The following is a 16139-nucleotide window of genomic DNA, read 5'->3' on the forward strand; positions in this document are numbered from 1 at the left end:
ATGCTTAGTCTGCTGAGTTTTGGTGAGAACGGTTGGGGCACGCTCATTCTGAGCGCGACGCTGACCACGCTGCTGCTGTCTCTCGCCGCGTTAGCGGTCGGCGCGGTGGTCGGCGGCATGATTGCCGCAGCAAAGCTGTCGCCACACGCCCCCGTGCGTTGGTTCGGCTCCGCCTATTCGGTTGTCTTCCGCGGCATTCCTGAACTGCTGGTCATTTACCTGTTCTATTTTGGTGGTTCTGGACTGGTTTCGGCGATTGGTCAGCTGTTTGGCGCCGATGGCTTTATTGAGGTGCCGCCGTTTCTGATTGGCTCGCTGGCTATCGGCTTAATTTCCGCCTCTTATCAGGCTGAAGTTTACCGCGCGGCGCGCCTGGCGCTGATGCCCGGTGAAGTCGAGGCGGCGTCGGCAATCGGCATGCCGCGCTGGCGGATTTTTCAGCGCATCATGCTACCGCAGATTGCCCGCTATTCGCTGCCTGGGCTGTCAAATGTCTGGCAGATGAGCCTCAAAGATTCGGCGCTGGTCTCGGTGACGGGGATTGCGGAGTTAATGCGCGCCAGCCAGATTGCCGCCGGCTCCACCCGCGAATACTTCCTGTTCTATGTGATTGGCGGCGGCTGCTACCTGATACTCACCCTGGTGTCCAACCGGGCGTTTATTCGGGCGGAACTTCGCCTGAATCGCGCCTGGCTGCGTCGCGCCGCGGCTCAGGCTTAAGGAGAGTTTATGTTTATCGACGTTGCCTTTCTCAGCGATACGTTCCTGAAGCTCTGCGCCGCGCTGCCGGTTACGCTGGGGCTGTTTATCTGTTCTTTTCTCTGCGGCGGTGTACTGGCGGTGGGGGTTCTGGCGCTGCGCATGAGCCGCTGGCCGCTACTCAGCAGTTTTGCTAAAGGCTATATTCTGCTGTTTCGCGGTTCGCCGCTGCTGATCCAGCTGTTTCTTATCTATTACGGACTGGGACAGTTTGGCGTGATTCGCCACAGTTTTCTGTGGCCGCTGCTGCGCGAGCCGTTTATCTGCGCGGTGCTGGCGCTGGCGCTGTGCACCGCCGCCTACACCGCTGAAATCCTGCGCGGCGCGCTGCTGGCGGTGCCCTCTGGTCAGATTGAAGCCGGACAGGCCTGCGGGATGTCCCGTTTTCTGCTGCTGCGACGCATCATCGCCCCGGTGATGCTGCGCTATGCGCTGCCGGCCTATTCGACCGAGGCGATTCTGCTGGTGAAATCCACCGCGCTGGCCAGTCTGGTGACGGTGTGGGATGTGACCGGCGTGGCGCAGCAAATTATCCAGAGAACCTACCGGACGATGGAGGTCTTTCTCTGCGCCGCGGTTATCTATTTGCTGCTCAACTTTATCATCGTGCAGCTTTATGCGTTGCTTGAGCGTCGTCTGACGCCGCATACCCGGCAAACCCCTGCCACCGTAGCACTCAAACCGGCCACCAAAGGAGAATAGTATGCACGATCCTCGTCCCGTGACGCTGTCCGTCAGCGATATCCATAAATCCTTTGGTTCACTTGATGTGCTGAAGGGGATTTCTATCCAGGCGCAAAAAGGCGATGTGATCTCGATTCTGGGCGCCAGCGGTTCAGGTAAGAGTACGCTTTTGCGCTGCATCAACCTGCTGGAAACACCCGATGCGGGCGTGGTCAGCGTGGGGGGTGAAACCATTGAGATGAAGCACCATGCGCGCGGCCACCGGTTAGCGGCCAATCCTAAGCAGATAGAACGTCTGCGTTCGCGGCTGGGGATGGTGTTTCAAAGCTTTAACCTGTGGTCGCATATGACGGTGCTGCAAAACGTGATTGAAGGGCCGCATTATGTCCTGAAGCGCAGCAAGCAGGAGTGTATTGAACAGGCAGAACAGCTGCTTGACCGCGTCGGCATGCTGAACCGCAAGGATTTTTACCCGGCCCAGCTTTCTGGCGGTCAGCAACAGCGCGTAGCGATAGCCCGGGCGCTGGCGATGGATCCGGAGGTCATGCTCTTTGATGAGCCGACTTCGGCGTTAGATCCGGAACTGGTGGGGGAAGTATTGAAAGTGATGCGTAGCCTGGCGGAAGAGGGGCGCACGATGCTGGTGGTCACGCATGAGCTGGGGTTTGCCCGCCATGTCTCCAACCGCGTGGTGTTTATGCATCAAGGCACTATTGACTGCGACGGTCCGCCGGAGGCGCTTTTCGGCGCGCATGGGTCGCCGCGTTTTCAACAGTTTATCTCCAGCCATCATCAACCAGGACAATCCGTATGAATCAACAGGTGCTGTGGGGCGACGCCCCGTTATGCTGGCAGGATGTCGTGCAGGTCGCCAGAGGCCAGGCGCAACTGGCGCTCAGCGCCGGCGCCTGGGAGCGCATCGCACAGGGGCGGGCGATTGTTCAGCATATTATCGACGCGGGGCAGATAGCCTACGGGATTAATACCGGCCTCGGGGCCTTGTGCAATATCACTCTGCCCGAAGAGCAGCTGAGCCAGCTATCGCGCAATACGCTGCTGAGCCACGCCTGCGGCGTCGGTCCTCTGCTGGACGACGCGCAGACGCGGGCCATTATGTGCGCCGCCGTCGCCAACTACAGCCATGGCAAATCCGGGATTTCCTGCGCCATCGTGCACCAGCTGCTCGCCTTTCTGAACCAGCAAATCACGCCGCAGGTGCCCTCGCAAGGTTCGGTGGGCTATCTGACGCATATGGCGCATATCGGTCTGGCGCTGATGGGGATCGGCGAGGTGAGCTGGCAGGGGCGGGTGGTACCGGCTGCCGACGCGTTGGCACAGGCGGGACTTGCCCCCATTTCGCCAGGGGCGAAAGAGGGATTAAGCCTGGTCAACGGGACGCCGTGTATGACCGGGATGGCCTGTCTGGCCCTCGACGATGCCAGCCAACTGCTGGACTGGGCCGATGTCACCGGCGCAATGAGTTTTGAAGCTCTGCGTGGACAAATCGTGGCGTTTGACGCCGAGATCCTGGCATTGAAGGCCAGTCCTGGAATGCAGCAGAGCGGAGCCCGATTACGTCAGCTGCTGGCCGACAGCCCGCTGTTGAGCGCCAGCCAGGGGATACGCACCCAGGATGCGCTCAGTCTGCGTTCTATGCCGCAGGTGCACGGCGCCTGCCGCGATCAGTTCGCTCATGCCGAGCGGCAAATTAACACCGAGCTGAACGCCTGCACGGATAATCCCTTGATTCTCGGCACCCTCGAGAACTGGCGAGTGGTGTCGCAGGCGCATCCGCATGGGGAATCAGTCGCCATGGCCTGTGATGTGCTGGCGATTGCGATGGCTGAACTGGGCGCTATCGCCGAGCGGCGTCTGGATCGTCTGGTTAACCCGCTAATCAGCGGCCTGCCGGCATTCCTGGTGGCCAAACCCGGGGTGAACTCCGGCATGATGATCGCCCAGTACGTAGCGGCCTCGCTTTGTGCGGAGAACAAGCAGCTGGCGCAGCCGGCGGTGCTCGATAATTTTGTGACCTCGGCGCTGCAGGAAGATCACCTGAGCCTGGGGACCGGCGCTTCGCTAAAGCTACAGCGCCTGCTGGCTAACCTGTATCAAATTATGGCAATCGAGTATCTGCTGGCCGCTCAAGGGCTGGAGTTTCATGCTCAGGACATGCTGGCAGCCGGCACGCGTCACGCGCTGGCGCTGCTGCGACAGAGCGTGGCGACATGGGAAGACGATCGCTGGCTGGCGCCAGAAATAGGCAAAGCGGTCGCGACCATCAAGCGCCATCGGGCAGACTGGCTGGCATAGCGGCTGAACGGTCAATAACAGCAGAATATAAAAATAAAATACATCAATAACAATAAGCTATAGCGGGGAAACGATGTCTTCTTTTTCACCAGCCGACCGCCAGTCAGCCCATCGCGAGCAGGGGATAACGGAATCGCGGTCGATCGATTATATTCCCGATCATGAACGCCATGGACATCCCTTTAGCCAGTTTACGCTGTGGTTTGGCGGTAATCTGCAGATTACCGCCATCGTCACCGGTGCGCTGGCGGTGGTGCTGGGAGGCGATGTTGTCTGGTCGCTGATTGGGCTGTTGGTGGGGCAGGTGCTCGGCGCGGCGGTGATGTCGCTGCATGCGCTGCAGGGGCCGCGCCTGGGGTTGCCGCAGATGATCATCAGCCGGGCGCAGTTTGGCGTGTTTGGCGCCGTGGTGCCGCTGGTACTGGTGTGCGTGATGTATGTCGGCTTTTCGGCCAGCGGTACCGTGCTGGCCGGTCAGGCGATGGCAAGGTTGCTGTCGATCTCTGACGTGGCCGGTATGCTGCTGTTCAGCACGATCATTATTGTGATTGCCGTGCTGGGCTATCGCGTCATTCATAAGCTGGGCAAAGTGGCGAGCGTGGTCGGGGTGCTGGCGTTTGTCTATCTGTTTGTGACGCTGCTGCTGTCTGCCAATCTGCCGGCGATCGCGCAGAATAACCATTTCTCACTGCCGATGTTTTTACTGGCCGTGTCGTTATCGTCGTCATGGCAGATTGCATTCTGCCCCTACGTTTCGGATTACTCTCGCTATCTGCCGCGTAATGTCTCGGGCGCGAAAACGTTTTTGTGCGTCTTTAGCGGGACGGTGCTGGGCACGCAGGCATCGATGACGCTAGGCGTTCTGACAGCGGCCATCGCCGGCAGCGCGTTTTCCGGTCATGAAGTGAGCTTTATCGTCGGGTTAGGCAAAAGCCAGCTGATGGCGATGGTGATCTACTTTGCGATCTGCTTTGGCAAAATCACCTTCACCACCCTGAATGCCTACGGCAGCTTTATGTCGCTGAGCACCATCGTTTCCGGATTTCGTCGTCAGGCTGCGCTGTCGAAGAGGGTGCGCATTCTCTTCGTGGTGCTGATGGTGGCCATCTCATGCGTGATTGCGTTGTTGAGCGAGCCCGCGTTCTTAAAGAACTTCACCCATTTCCTGCTCTTCCTGCTGGCGTTTTTTGTCCCGTGGAGCGCGATCGGTCTGACCGACTACTATCTGATCTCCGCGGGCGCCGTGGATATTCCCGCACTGTCCGATCCGCAACAGCGTTACGGATACTGGAATCTCTACGCGATCGCGGTCTATATCGTCGGCGTGCTTATCCAGCTGCCGTTTATTGAGAACCCGCTGTATCACGGCTCGCTGACGTGGCTGTTTGCCGGCAACGATGTCTCCTGGATTATCGGCTGGTTCGGGACCGGGGTTCTTTACTACGCGCTGCGTCGTTTTGATCGTCGCGTGCTGCCGACGCAGAGCGTGTTCCCGGACTAGAGCCGACTGAGCCGCTGCCGGCGCCGATGATTATTTACCGTCTTTGCGCCAGGCATCGGCGGTCAGCGCCTCGCCAAAGTGGCCGGCAATCAGGCGTCGGGTGAGGTCGTGCAGCGGTGACGCCAGCACATCGGCGGTGCTGCCGCGCTCGACGACCTCGCCCTGATGCATCACCAGGACCTGATCGCTGATATGCTTCATCATCCCCAGATGCTGGGTCACGTAGATATACGAAATCCCCTGTTTCTCCTGTAGCTCCAGCATCAGGTTGATCAGCTGCGAACGCATCGACATGTCCAGCGACGCCAGGGCTTCATCACAGACGATCACTTTCGGACGCAGAATCAGCGCGCGCGCGAGGCCCAGACGCTGCTTCTGGCCGGGAGCCAGCATATGCGGATAGTAGCTCACGTGGTCCGGCAGCAGGCCGACCATTCGCAGCGTCTCAATAATCTGCTTCTCCCGTGCCTCCGGTTCGAGGTCGGTATTCAGGCGCAGCGGGAAGTCGAGGATTTGCGAAATACGCTGCCGCGGGTTCAGCGAGGTCGAAGGGTCCTGAAAGATCATGCGGATACGCTGACTGCGGAAAGAGTAGTCGCCAAACGTCAGCGGATGATCGTCAATCAACAGCTCGCCGGATGTTGGCTCGATCATGCCCGCCAGCATTTTCGCCAGCGTCGATTTTCCTGAGCCGTTCTCGCCGATAATCGCCAGCGTCTGGCGCTCGCGCAGCGTAAAACTGAGCGGTTTCACCGCTTCCACCATCTGACGACGAAACCAGCCGGTACGGTAGCGAAAGGTCTTACTCAGATTACGGACTTCGAGCAATGTTTCGACCATTTCACTCTTTCTCCATGTTTAGCGGGAAATGACAGGCATACAGATGAGTTCTGGCTCCGGTCAGGCGCGGCGTTTCAATGCATTCACGCTGCGCGTAGGGGCAGCGCGGCCCGAGACGACAGCCGATCGGCAGCTGCTCGAGCAGGGGGATGGCTCCCGGCAGCGTATTCAGGCGGCTTTTATGCGGAAGCGCGCTGCCAAAATCCGGGATCGCGCGGATCAATGCCTGGGTATACGGATGATGAGGCGTTGTCACCAGCTCTTCGCTGGGCGCCGTTTCTACCGTTTGTCCGCAGTACATCACATTGATTTTATCCGCCCACTTGCTGAGCATCTGCATATCGTGGCTGATCAGCAAAATGGTGGTGTTATTGTTCTGGTTCAGACGCGTAAGCAGGCGGATAATTTGCGCCTGGGTCGTCGGCTCCATGGCGTTGGTCGGCTCATCGGCGATCAGCAGACGCGGCTGGTTGGCGAGGGCGATGGCAATCATCACCTTCTGACACTCCCCGTCGGTTAATTCGTAGGGGAAACTGCGCATGGCGTCTTTGTGATCTTTAATCCCGACGCGGTGCAGCAGTTCGATGGCCCGGCGTTTTCGCCAGCCGATGCGCTGCCACCAGCGGCCTTTAAAGGTCCAGCCGGGGATATTCTGCATTAACTGCAGGCCGATACGCTCCGACGGATCGAGACAGGACTGCGGCTCCTGAAAAATCATCGACACGTTGTGGCCAATCAGCTTGCGGCGTTCGCGGCTGGAAAGGCGTAAGAGATCGATATCATCGAAACGCATACGGTCGGCGGTCACCCGCCAGTTGTCTTTGGTGACGCCGCAGATCGCTTTGGCAATCAAGCTTTTACCGGATCCGGATTCGCCCACCAGGCCGCGAATCTCACCTTCCGCAAGGGTCAGGCTGACGCGGTCGACGGCTTTGACCCAGCCCTCGTTGGTTTTGAACTCAATGGTCAGGTTGCGAATATCAAGTAACGGCATTATTCCACCCCGGCGATAATGGCGCGGCGGATCCCGTCGCCCAGCAGGTTGACCAACAGGACGCTAATCATAATCGCCGCGCCGGGCAGCATCACCGTCCATGGCGCGACGTAAATCAGCTCCAGCGCGTCGCCCAGCATCGCGCCCCATTCCGGGGAAGGAAGCTGGGCGCCGAGGTCGAGAAAGCCCAGGGCAGCGATATCGAGAATCGCCATCGATAATGCGCGGGTGATCTCCGTGACCAGCCCGGAGGCGATATTCGGCAGCACCGCAAACCAGAGAATATTTAAGGTCGATGCGCCGTCGAGACGGGCGGCAATGACGTACTCTTTTTCCAGCTCATCATGCACCATGCTGTAGACCGAGCGTACGATGCGCGGCAGCAGCGCCAGCCAGACGGCGAACATCGCGTGGCTCAGATGCGGCCCGGCGAAAGCCACGACAATAATGGCCAGCAGCAGCGACGGAATCGACAGCAGGGTATCGAGGATATGGTTCAACATCGCCGACAGCAGGCCATGGGTTGAGCCGGCAACGACGCCGAGCACCAGGCCGAACAGCGTCGCCGCGAAGGTGACGACAAAAGCGCCGCCGACGGTCGGTGCCGCACCGCTCAGCAGACGGCTCAACACATCGCGACCGAGATCGTCGGTCCCGAGGAAGAACGAGACTTCGCCATAACGCGACCATGACGGCGGCAACAGCTGGTAGCCAAGAAACTGCTGATCGATACCATAAGGGGCAAACCAGCCGCCGAAGACGCACAGCAGCACCAGACCGGCGCAGCCGTACAGGCCGATCATCGCAGTCGTGTCGCCGTAGAATTTTCGCCAGACGGTACGCAGCGCCCCAGGCGGACGCTTTTCCAGATACACGCTATCGTAGGGCATACCATTCCTTATGTTTCAGCGGGTTAGCCATCGCACCCAGAATATCTGATATCACGTTGACGGTAATCACCAGGGCGCCAATGACCATGACGCCGGCCGAAATGGCGGCGTAATCCTGCTGGCGAATCGCATTTATCAACCAGCGACCGAGCCCCGGCCAACTGAAGACCATTTCAGTGATCATCGCCAGGGTCAGCATGGTGGAAAACTGAAGCCCAAGACGTGGGATCACCGGCGGCAGAGCGTTGTGCAGAACGTGGCGGTGTAAAATCGTCCGCCGCGACACGCCGCGGGTGGCCGCCGCCTTCACGTAGTTGGTGTCATACACTTCGCTGGTGCTGATGCGCATCAGGCGGATCACTTCGGTGGTGGGGGCGACCGCCAGCGTCAGCACCGGCAGCACCATATGGCGTACGGCGCTGACGATCATCTCATGGCGCCACGGCGAGTCAGACAGCCAGGCGTCGATCAGCGCAAAACCGGTCACCGTTTTCACCTCGTACAGCAGGTCGAAGCGCCCGGAGACCGGGAACCAGCCGAGGGTCAGAGAGAAAAAGAGCGTCAGCAGCAGCGCCAGCCAGAACACGGGAATCGAGAAGCCGAGCAGCGCGAGGGCGCTGATCAGCGTATCGGGCCACTTGTTGCGCATTATCCCCGCCAGCATACCGACGGGGATACCCACCAGCAGCGCGAAGCCAAATGCGAGGATACACAGCTCCATGGTGGCCGGAAAAACCTCTTTCAGCTGTTCAGAAATCAGCTGGCCGTTAATGCTGGAGACACCGAAGTCCCAGTGCAACAGTCCGCTGAACCAGAACTGCCAGGCGTTCCACAGCGAGGCGCCCTGCAGCGGGGCGTGGGGCGTAAAGTAGCTCAGGCTGAAGCCGACGAAGGTCAGGAAAAAGAGGGTGACCAGCAGCAGCAGCAGGCGGCGCAGGGTAAAAATAATCATGGTTTTTTCACCTCCTCTTTTTTCTCCCGCGAGACGCCCGCAAAGGAGGCGTTGCCAAACGGACTCAGTATCAGACCTTTCATATCATAGCGGTAGGCCTGCAGACGCAGCGATGAAGCCAGCGGCAGCACCGGCAGGTCGCGGGCCAGGATATGCTGTGCCTCTTTATAGGCTTCAATGCGCGACGCCAGCTGCTGCGAGCGCAGGGCCTTTTGCAACACCTCGTCAAATTCGCGATTGCACCAGTGGGCGAAGTTAGTCTGTGAGGCAATGGCCGCACAGCTCAGCAGCGGTCGGAAAAAACTATCCGGGTCGTTGCTGTCCGTGGCCCAGCCGGAGAGCGTCAGATCGTGGTTCATGTCCATCAGTCTGGCCTCCTGGAAACGGCCTTCGACCGGCACAATAATGACCTTCACGCCAATTTGCGCCATGTCCGCCTGAATCAGCTCGGCGGTTTTGAGCGGGCTGGGGTTCCAGGCCTGCGAGCTGGTGGGCACCCAGAGCTTGAGCGTCAGCTTTTCCAGCCCCAGTGCTTTGAGCCGCTCGCGAGCTTCTTTCGGGTTGTATTCGGTAATTTTAGCGTCGTTATCGTAGGCCCACGAGGCGCGCGGCAACATTGACGCGGCGGTTTCCGCCGTACCGTAATAAATAGACTGCATCAGGCGTTGGTTGTTGATAGCCAGCGCCAGCGCATGGCGAACTTCCGGTTTATCCAGCGGCGGTCGGGCGGTATTGAACGCCAGCCAGGCGATATTCATTCCCGGACGTAGGGTCAGACGCAGACGGGGATCGTCGCGTAAAATGGTCAACTGGCTGGCGGCAGGCCAGGCCAGAACGTCGCACTCCCCGGTGAGCAGTTTCGACAAGCGGCCGGTGCCGCCGGAACCGAGGTCGACGACCACCTGCGGCATCAGCGGTTTGCCACGCCAGTAGTCCGGATGGCGCTGCAGGCGCACGTACTGCCCGGCGCGGTACTCTTCAAGCTGGAACGGACCGGTACCAACCGGTTGACGGTCAAGCTGTTCCGGACGATCGGCTTTGATCAACTGCGCGCCGTATTCTGCAGACATGACCGACGCATAGTGGGTCGCCAGGTGCCAGAGGAATGAGGCATCCGGGCGCTTCAGGCGAAATTCGACGGTTTGGTTGTCCAGCTTGCGCACGCTTTCAACGCTGTCGGCAAACTGTAAGCTGTCGAAATAAGGGAAGCTGCTGCCGTTGACGCTGTGCCACGGATCGTCGCGGTTAAAAATACGACTGAAGGTGAAAATCACATCGTCGGCGTTAAAGGCGCGGGTGGGTTTAAACCACGATGTCGACTGGAAAGGGACGTGGCTACGCAGATGGAAGCGGTACGTCGCGCCGTTATCCAATACTTCCCAGCTTTCGGCCAGCTCAGGAACCAGACGGTAGGTATAAGGATCGACATCCAGCAGGCGATCGTACAGCTGGGCGGCTAAGGTGTCGACAATCAGACCGCTGCTGACTTTTTGCGGGTTAAAGGTATTAACCTGCCCGCTGACGCAGTAAACAAAGCCGCTATCGCGAATATCGGCATTCGCGGGCAACGTGGGCGCGGCAAGAGCCTGCCCGCACAGCAGCGACGCTACCGCCAGGAGAGAAGATATTTTCAGGCGCATAATGTTTTTATGATGATAGAGCGGTGCTCTATCTTATTAATATTGAATGACATATTCCATCACCTTCAACGCTCACAGGGACAATATCACGACGGCTGCGCCGTTGTGCTGTTCCGCAGGTTCGAATGCATACCACACCGCTACTTCGAGTATACCTCGTAAAACCACCAGGCGTTTTTATCCTCCATCTCCCTGAATAAACGGACAAAGCGTACGAGAGCACGGGTCGCGCCGATCGTGATGCTGCAAAGGGGACTATGGATTGATATTCATCAAAAACCTGAGGGTATGGTGCTCTTTTAGGCGCTTCTCAGCATATTCATGCGGTGTATGGCGGATAATGAAACATGGTATCTTTTTATTGCCACTTTCTCCAGTTAGCTGTTAATTCACCGGCGCTTACAGTGGAAGCAAGCGGTTATATCGACCGATATAATCCTTCGGCGTGATTTCGATCGCCGTCCCACCGCGATGGGTGGCGACAAAGCTGCGCAGAACCAGCCCGCTGCGCTTCTCGCTAATTTCCCAGCCCTGTTCGCTGTAGGAGTCCAGGGTTGAACGGATACATAAATCGGAGAAGATCATCATTACGGAGAGGGCGGGCGACCGATGGTTTTTCATCGTGTGGGTCAAGCTGACATGGGCCGCATAGCGACTAAGAGTATGAATATTAACCGGAATCATGTGCGTTTTCAGTCCATTGAACGATGATGCGCAGACTATAATTCACATTGGCACATCTTACCAGTTACAAATAATTAACTCGGGGCGGGCGCGCCGGTTGTCATGCAATGCTGGCGAGGCGGGATAATGCGGGCCGGCCATCTGCGACCTGCCCGCATAGTTTCATGCTCTGTCAGGTGAGCGATTGGGACAGATTGACCAGCGCAAATTTAAGCACGCTGTCGCCGTTGAATGCGGCGTAGGGCAGGCTTTCAATAACCGCAATCTCCTGCTTGTCTTGCAGCACGTTAGCGATTTCATCCCGTTTATATTGAACATGCGGCGCCACTAAAACGGCGTCATAGGCCGGGGCAACGCTAAATACATTCTCCAGGCCTACGGCGCTAATTAACAGATTCAGACCCTGCGCATCCGCTATTTTTTGCATTTTCTTCGCTAAGATGTTCGCTGTCTCGCCAGACAGGCAACATATCAGTAATTTTTTCACGGTTTTATCCTCGATGGAGTACCGCAACTACCTTATTCCGCTCCCGGCGGAGAAAATGCGTGGCCCATCAATTTTGTCTGACAAATATATCCGGGCGCGAGATAAAAGGGCGGCCGGGCCAGGCGCGCTGAGCATACGGTCATCGTTTTAGTGACGTTGTCACTTGTCGTGATTCAGGTGACGCAGATCGTCCAGCAGGCCCGGACCGGTGGGTTGCCAGTTCAGCTGCTGGCGGGTCCAGACGGACGTGGCGCGTAAATCCATTCCGGCAAAGGCGGCAAACCAGCCAAAGTGGGCCGCCGCGCGATCGGCGCTCAGGGACTGCAACGGCAGGTGCAATTTCTCCGCCACCACCTCGGCGATGCGCAGAGAGGGGATGGCCTCTTCAGCAACGGCATGATAGCGCCTGCCGGCCAGACCTTGCTCCAGCACCCGCAGGTACAGCGCGGTAACATCGCTGATGTGTGCGGCCGACCAGCAGTTATTCCCGTCGCCGACTACGGCCACGACCCCTTTTTCTGCCGCATGCGCGATGTAATAGGTCAATAAGCCCTGGCGGGTGGTGTCATGCACCTGCGGCAGTCGCACCACCCGGACATCCACCCCGGCATCCAGCAGCCGGTTTCCCGCACGCTCTGAGGCGGCGCGAGGGTTCGGGTGCGCGGAATTGAAGTGCATTTCACTGGCGGGTAGTCCGTTACCGATGTCACCCATGGCGGTACCGGAAGTGATGATGAGCGGCCGCCGGCTCCCCTGCAACGCCGCGCCGATGGCGAGAATAATGCGCTGGTCTTTTTCGCAGTTTTCCACAAAGCGGCTGAAATCATGATCGAAAGCGGTGTGGATCACCGCATCGCAGCGGGTGACCGCTTCCAGCAGCGAGCGCGGCTCTTCCAGTGTTCCGTACTGCACGTCTGCGCCTGCCGTCTGCAGCGCTAGGGCGCTGGCCTCTGAACGCGCCAGGCCGGTGACCTGGTGTCCGGCGGCCAGCAGTTCGTTGAGAATACGCGAGCCGATAAATCCGGTCGCGCCGGTGAGAAAAATTCGCATAACCTGCCTCCAGAATGAGTATCCAGGCTATGGTAGTCTTAACGCGATACGATAAAAGTAGAGACATTATCAGGGTATAAAGACTAACAGGCTGAGCATGAGCGACTCTTCAACGTATGCATTGGGTGAATTTCTGCGGGCGCGGCGTTTACGGCTCGATCCGGCAACATTTGGCTTTACGCCAGGCCGTCGGCGCACGCCTGGGCTCCGGCGCGAAGAGGTTGCTCAGTTGGCCAATATCAGCCCCACCTGGTACACCTGGCTGGAGCAGGGGCGCGGCGGAGCGCCATCCCGCGAAGTGCTGGGCCGTATTGCCGGTGGCCTGAGACTGACCACGCCGGAGCGTGAACACCTGTTTATTCTGGCATTTGGTCATCCGCCGGAAACCCGGCTGATTGTCTCCGACGACATTACCCCGCGTTTACAGCGGGTGCTGGATGCGCTCCCCGTTCCGGCAATCGTTAAAACCGTCGCCTGGGACGTGATTGCTTGGAATGATGCCGCCGCCCGCGTCCTGACCGACTACGGTCGGCTACCGCCCGCCGAACGCAATATTCTCCGGCGCCTGTTTACCAATCACTCTGCGCGCAGCGCGCTGGAAGACTGGTCATCCGTAGCCCGCCTTATCGTCAGCGCCTTTCGTGCTGATGTTGCCCGGGCAGGAGCATCGACGGAAAACGAACGACTCATTGCCGAGCTCAGTCGTCAGAGCCCGGAATTTGACGCCTTCTGGCGTAGCAATGATGTGGCCGGGCAGGGCGAAGGCTTTAAGCGCATGCATCATCCGCAGCTTGGTATGATTGAGCTGGAGTTTTCCACCTTTACCGTTGACGGTCGCCCGGACCTCAACATGATGGTGTTTAACCCGGCTAGCGAGGCGAGCCGGGTGAAAGTCGATGCCTGGGTCAAACAGGGCAAGCCGTCATCTGATGGTGGCGAGGTTAGTCACTTATCGGGGTAAATTCGTAGAGAACCAGGGCGTTGCTCTCCAGCGAGTCGACGACATGCCAGCCGTTTTCTGGCCGCTCCTCTGAGACGCTCAGCGCCGGGCGGGCTTTGTGCATTATCCAGTGATAATCCTCTTCGTCCGGCCCGCTCTGGCTACGAAAGGCGTCAAAAAGCGGGAATAACGCCCCGTGATGGCGATCGAAAAGATGTTGTTTAACCCGCCAGCGGCCCTCCAGCCCCGATAGCTGCACGCTATAGGGCTGACTGAAGCGTTGGATAAAAGCCTCTTCGCTGGAGAGCCAGGGGTTGAACACCACCGTATTACGTAACAGCAGCTGATAGTGTTCCCCGTGGCGTAACAGCAGCAGGTTTTTGTCATTCACCAGCACCTCACCACGCAGCCGTCGCCAGAGCCACAGCACCCAGTAAACCGGGCGCGGGAGGCCGTGCAGATAGTGCAGCGCCAGGCTCGAGGTATCCAGCTTACCGTTCGCCCGCGCTTCGCCCTGCAGGCCTGAGTTGAGCCAGAACCCGGCCAGCCATACCTGATCCGCCAGCCCCAGCAGATTATCCATCAACAGCGCGCCGCGAAAGAAACGGCCGTTGGTGTCGCGGGTGTTGCCGGTCAATGTATTCCAGGAGAGCAGCCAGACGGGAAGCGACAGCTGGCGCTGGCGCAGGGCGCTGTGGATCTGGCGCAGTTTATGTACCGGGTAGTTTTCGCTGGCGGCCAGTCTGCTGCTATCGAGCTGGGCCAGATCCAGCAGTTCGTTTGCATCAGCCTGACAGGCGAGAAAGCTGGCTTCGCTCAACAGCGGCGAACGGAGCAGTGCGTCTTTGCCAATGGCGCTCTCCGGGAAGCGATGCCAGATCCCCAGCTGCGGCTGCGGCAGTATCGCCCGCAGCGTATCGCGCTGCTGCTGCCAGGCGTGCTGGCGCGCCTCTTCGCTGGCCTGGGGTGACCAGTGCCAGACAAATCGCCAGCTGGCGAGCGTCGCCGGGGGGAAATGATTGGCCGCGAGGCGTAAAAAACGCTGTAGCAGATCGCAGCGGGTGGTCAGCCCGGTATGCAAAATCAACCCCCAGCCCATATTGGCCAGCCAGCTGAAAATTTGCTGCAGCTGGTACCAGCAGGCATAGCCTGCCATCTGCGGGTCATCCCAACCGGTGGCGAACAGTCTGCTGCTGAGAAACGGGTCATTAATATCAATCGCATAGACTGGCAGGGTATCGTGCAGCCGCTCCAGCTCGCGGCGGACATCTTCACGTAATAAATCATCCAGCTCGCGTACGGTGACCACGATTCGGGTATGGCGTAATGGCGCGGCCCGGCCCGGCAGCTGACGCAGATCAATCTGGCGGGTCTGCTGCGGATTCAGCCGCGGCGGAGGATTATCCCAGCCGTTTTTCTCCGGCTCACTCAGCCGGGCATAGAGGCGCTCCACGGCGACCGGCTGCCAGATATCGGCCTGACCGATGCGTGAGCGGGTGGATTCCGGGTGGCTCTGCGGATGCTGCTGGCGAAACTGACGCGGCGTCAGTTCATGCAGTCGTTTAAACAGGTCGCTCATGATGCGGGTGCTGGCGAACCCTTGCTCCTGGGCAATCTGCTGCACCGACTTGCGGGTGGTGAGGAGCTGTTCGGCCGCCTTGTTGAGACGCAGTGCGGTAATGTACTGCACAAAGCTTACGCCGACCTCCTTGCGAAACAGCCTTGATAGCCAGGCTTCGGAGACAAATTCCGCTGCGGCGACATCGTGTAGCGAAAGCCGCTGCTGATAGTTGGCCTCGATCCGCGCCACCACCCGGGCAATGCGGCGGCTCCACTTCTCCGCCCCGCGCTGTGTCCTGGCGATGACGGGCCGGGTATAGCGAGTGGCCAGCAGCAGGGCAATTTCACTGAGCCAGCGATTGGCTTCCAGGCGGTAGCGGGACTGGTGATTTACCAGTTCAATGACCAACAGCTGGCGCATCAGATGGCGCAGGTTATCATCGGCATCGCGGGTTGCGTCCGCGACCTGGTAGTCGACGGCGAAAAAATCACCGTCAAGACGCGTCAGCCAGCCGTAAGGCAGGGTCAGCAGCATCACCGCATTGGCGGCGGATGCGGTCAGGCTCCAGCGCTGATGACGGTTCACTATCGCCAGGTCGTCAGTATCCAACTGCTGGCGGAGTTCGCCGTCATGCAGCCCGACGCGGCCTTCCAGCACCCACAGCAACGTTAAGGCATCGCTATCCTGTTGACTGTACTGACGAACATCGCGAACCACGACGCTAAAATCGCCTGAATGGTGTTCCACCGTAACGCCCCCGCAAAGACAAAAAATAACAGGTTATTTTTTGTCATAACCGATTTGTATGAAAAGTACTCATGAATAATCCGTCAATATAAAACAA

General features: G+C 58.8%; 15 protein-coding genes. 6 read left to right on the top strand and 9 right to left on the bottom strand.

Features of this window, described 5'->3' with window-relative positions; genetic code table 11:
• The 5 genes from MC50_RS19380 (at position 1) to MC50_RS19400 (ending at position 5257) form a co-directional block, all read left to right on the top strand.
• A complete protein-coding gene (locus MC50_RS19380) occupies positions 1 to 720 on the top strand; it encodes an ABC transporter permease (protein ID WP_032695885.1) in 720 nt (239 codons plus the stop codon).
• Between the two features lie 9 nt (positions 721 to 729).
• The gene (locus tag MC50_RS19385) at positions 730 to 1461 is read left to right on the top strand and encodes an ABC transporter permease (protein WP_032688096.1); all 732 of its coding nucleotides are present in this window, start codon (positions 730 to 732) and stop codon (positions 1459 to 1461) included.
• A gap of 1 nt (position 1462) precedes the next feature.
• Positions 1463 to 2257 carry an ABC transporter ATP-binding protein gene (locus MC50_RS19390; protein WP_032688094.1) on the top strand — a complete coding sequence of 265 codons (795 nt, stop codon included), beginning with the start codon at positions 1463 to 1465 and terminating at the stop codon, positions 2255 to 2257.
• The gene (locus MC50_RS19395; RefSeq protein ID WP_032700161.1) at positions 2254 to 3756 is read left to right on the top strand and encodes an HAL/PAL/TAL family ammonia-lyase; all 1503 of its coding nucleotides are present in this window, start codon (positions 2254 to 2256) and stop codon (positions 3754 to 3756) included. The genes MC50_RS19390 and MC50_RS19395 overlap by 4 nt, the downstream gene beginning before the upstream one ends.
• 124 nt (positions 3757 to 3880) lie before the next feature.
• Positions 3881 to 5257, top strand: a complete 1377-nt coding sequence (locus MC50_RS19400) for a purine-cytosine permease family protein (RefSeq protein WP_047665524.1) — start codon at positions 3881 to 3883, stop codon at positions 5255 to 5257.
• Positions 5258 to 5287: 30 nt separating this feature from the next.
• On the opposite strand, the gene sapF is transcribed toward MC50_RS19400, so the two are convergent.
• The 8 genes from sapF to MC50_RS19440 all read right to left on the bottom strand — a co-directional run bounded on the left by sapF (position 5288) and on the right by MC50_RS19440 (position 12794).
• Positions 5288 to 6097, bottom strand: a complete 810-nt coding sequence (gene sapF / locus MC50_RS19405) for a peptide ABC transporter ATP-binding protein SapF (protein ID WP_032688092.1) — start codon at positions 6095 to 6097, stop codon at positions 5288 to 5290.
• 1 nt (position 6098) lies between these two features.
• The gene (sapD, locus tag MC50_RS19410; protein ID WP_004861115.1) at positions 6099 to 7091 is read right to left on the bottom strand and encodes a putrescine export ABC transporter ATP-binding protein SapD; all 993 of its coding nucleotides are present in this window, start codon (positions 7089 to 7091) and stop codon (positions 6099 to 6101) included.
• Positions 7091 to 7981 (bottom strand): putrescine export ABC transporter permease SapC, encoded by an 891-nt coding sequence (gene sapC, locus MC50_RS19415; RefSeq protein WP_004861118.1) that lies wholly within the window; start codon positions 7979 to 7981, stop codon positions 7091 to 7093. The genes sapD and sapC overlap by 1 nt, the downstream gene beginning before the upstream one ends.
• Entirely contained in the window at positions 7968 to 8933 is a 966-nt protein-coding gene (gene sapB, locus MC50_RS19420; protein ID WP_004861121.1) for a putrescine export ABC transporter permease SapB, read from the bottom strand. Before sapB ends, sapC begins: the two co-directional genes overlap by 14 nt.
• Entirely contained in the window at positions 8930 to 10573 is a 1644-nt protein-coding gene (sapA, locus tag MC50_RS19425; protein ID WP_032700159.1) for an ABC transporter substrate-binding protein SapA, read from the bottom strand. Before sapA ends, sapB begins: the two co-directional genes overlap by 4 nt.
• A gap of 399 nt (positions 10574 to 10972) precedes the next feature.
• Positions 10973 to 11257 carry a hypothetical protein gene (locus MC50_RS19430; protein ID WP_032688090.1) on the bottom strand — a complete coding sequence of 95 codons (285 nt, stop codon included), beginning with the start codon at positions 11255 to 11257 and terminating at the stop codon, positions 10973 to 10975.
• A 172-nt stretch (positions 11258 to 11429) separates the two neighbouring features.
• A complete protein-coding gene (locus MC50_RS19435) occupies positions 11430 to 11744 on the bottom strand; it encodes a PTS sugar transporter subunit IIB (RefSeq protein ID WP_032695995.1) in 315 nt (104 codons plus the stop codon).
• A 159-nt stretch (positions 11745 to 11903) separates the two neighbouring features.
• The gene (locus MC50_RS19440; RefSeq protein ID WP_047664758.1) at positions 11904 to 12794 is read right to left on the bottom strand and encodes an SDR family oxidoreductase; all 891 of its coding nucleotides are present in this window, start codon (positions 12792 to 12794) and stop codon (positions 11904 to 11906) included.
• A 97-nt stretch (positions 12795 to 12891) separates the two neighbouring features.
• Between MC50_RS19440 and MC50_RS19445 the strand changes: the two genes are divergently transcribed.
• On the top strand, positions 12892 to 13755 hold the full coding sequence (locus tag MC50_RS19445; RefSeq protein ID WP_047664760.1) for a helix-turn-helix transcriptional regulator: 864 nt from the start codon (positions 12892 to 12894) through the stop codon (positions 13753 to 13755).
• On the opposite strand, the gene MC50_RS19450 is transcribed toward MC50_RS19445, so the two are convergent.
• Positions 13736 to 16042: a helix-turn-helix domain-containing protein gene (locus MC50_RS19450; RefSeq protein ID WP_047664761.1), complete on the bottom strand. Its 2307-nt coding sequence runs from the start codon at positions 16040 to 16042 to the stop codon at positions 13736 to 13738. The genes MC50_RS19445 and MC50_RS19450 overlap by 20 nt on opposite strands.
• Positions 16043 to 16139: the final 97 nt, after the last annotated feature.

The organism is Klebsiella planticola (assembly GCF_000783935.2).
Taxonomy (GTDB): Bacteria; Pseudomonadota; Gammaproteobacteria; order Enterobacterales; family Enterobacteriaceae; genus Klebsiella; species Klebsiella planticola.

Coding starts and splice junctions, on each gene's coding strand:
- sapC (WP_004861118.1), bottom strand. CDS start 7,981: ATGCCCTACGATAGCGTGTATCTGGAAAAGCGTCCGCCTGGGGCGCTG.
- MC50_RS19395 (WP_032700161.1), top strand. CDS start 2,254: ATGAATCAACAGGTGCTGTGGGGCGACGCCCCGTTATGCTGGCAGGAT.
- MC50_RS19385 (WP_032688096.1), top strand. CDS start 730: ATGTTTATCGACGTTGCCTTTCTCAGCGATACGTTCCTGAAGCTCTGC.
- MC50_RS19380 (WP_032695885.1), top strand. CDS start 1: ATGCTTAGTCTGCTGAGTTTTGGTGAGAACGGTTGGGGCACGCTCATT.
- MC50_RS19440 (WP_047664758.1), bottom strand. CDS start 12,794: ATGCGAATTTTTCTCACCGGCGCGACCGGATTTATCGGCTCGCGTATT.
- sapB (WP_004861121.1), bottom strand. CDS start 8,933: ATGATTATTTTTACCCTGCGCCGCCTGCTGCTGCTGCTGGTCACCCTC.
- sapA (WP_032700159.1), bottom strand. CDS start 10,573: ATGCGCCTGAAAATATCTTCTCTCCTGGCGGTAGCGTCGCTGCTGTGC.
- sapF (WP_032688092.1), bottom strand. CDS start 6,097: ATGGTCGAAACATTGCTCGAAGTCCGTAATCTGAGTAAGACCTTTCGC.
- MC50_RS19445 (WP_047664760.1), top strand. CDS start 12,892: ATGAGCGACTCTTCAACGTATGCATTGGGTGAATTTCTGCGGGCGCGG.
- MC50_RS19430 (WP_032688090.1), bottom strand. CDS start 11,257: ATGATTCCGGTTAATATTCATACTCTTAGTCGCTATGCGGCCCATGTC.
- MC50_RS19390 (WP_032688094.1), top strand. CDS start 1,463: ATGCACGATCCTCGTCCCGTGACGCTGTCCGTCAGCGATATCCATAAA.
- sapD (WP_004861115.1), bottom strand. CDS start 7,091: ATGCCGTTACTTGATATTCGCAACCTGACCATTGAGTTCAAAACCAAC.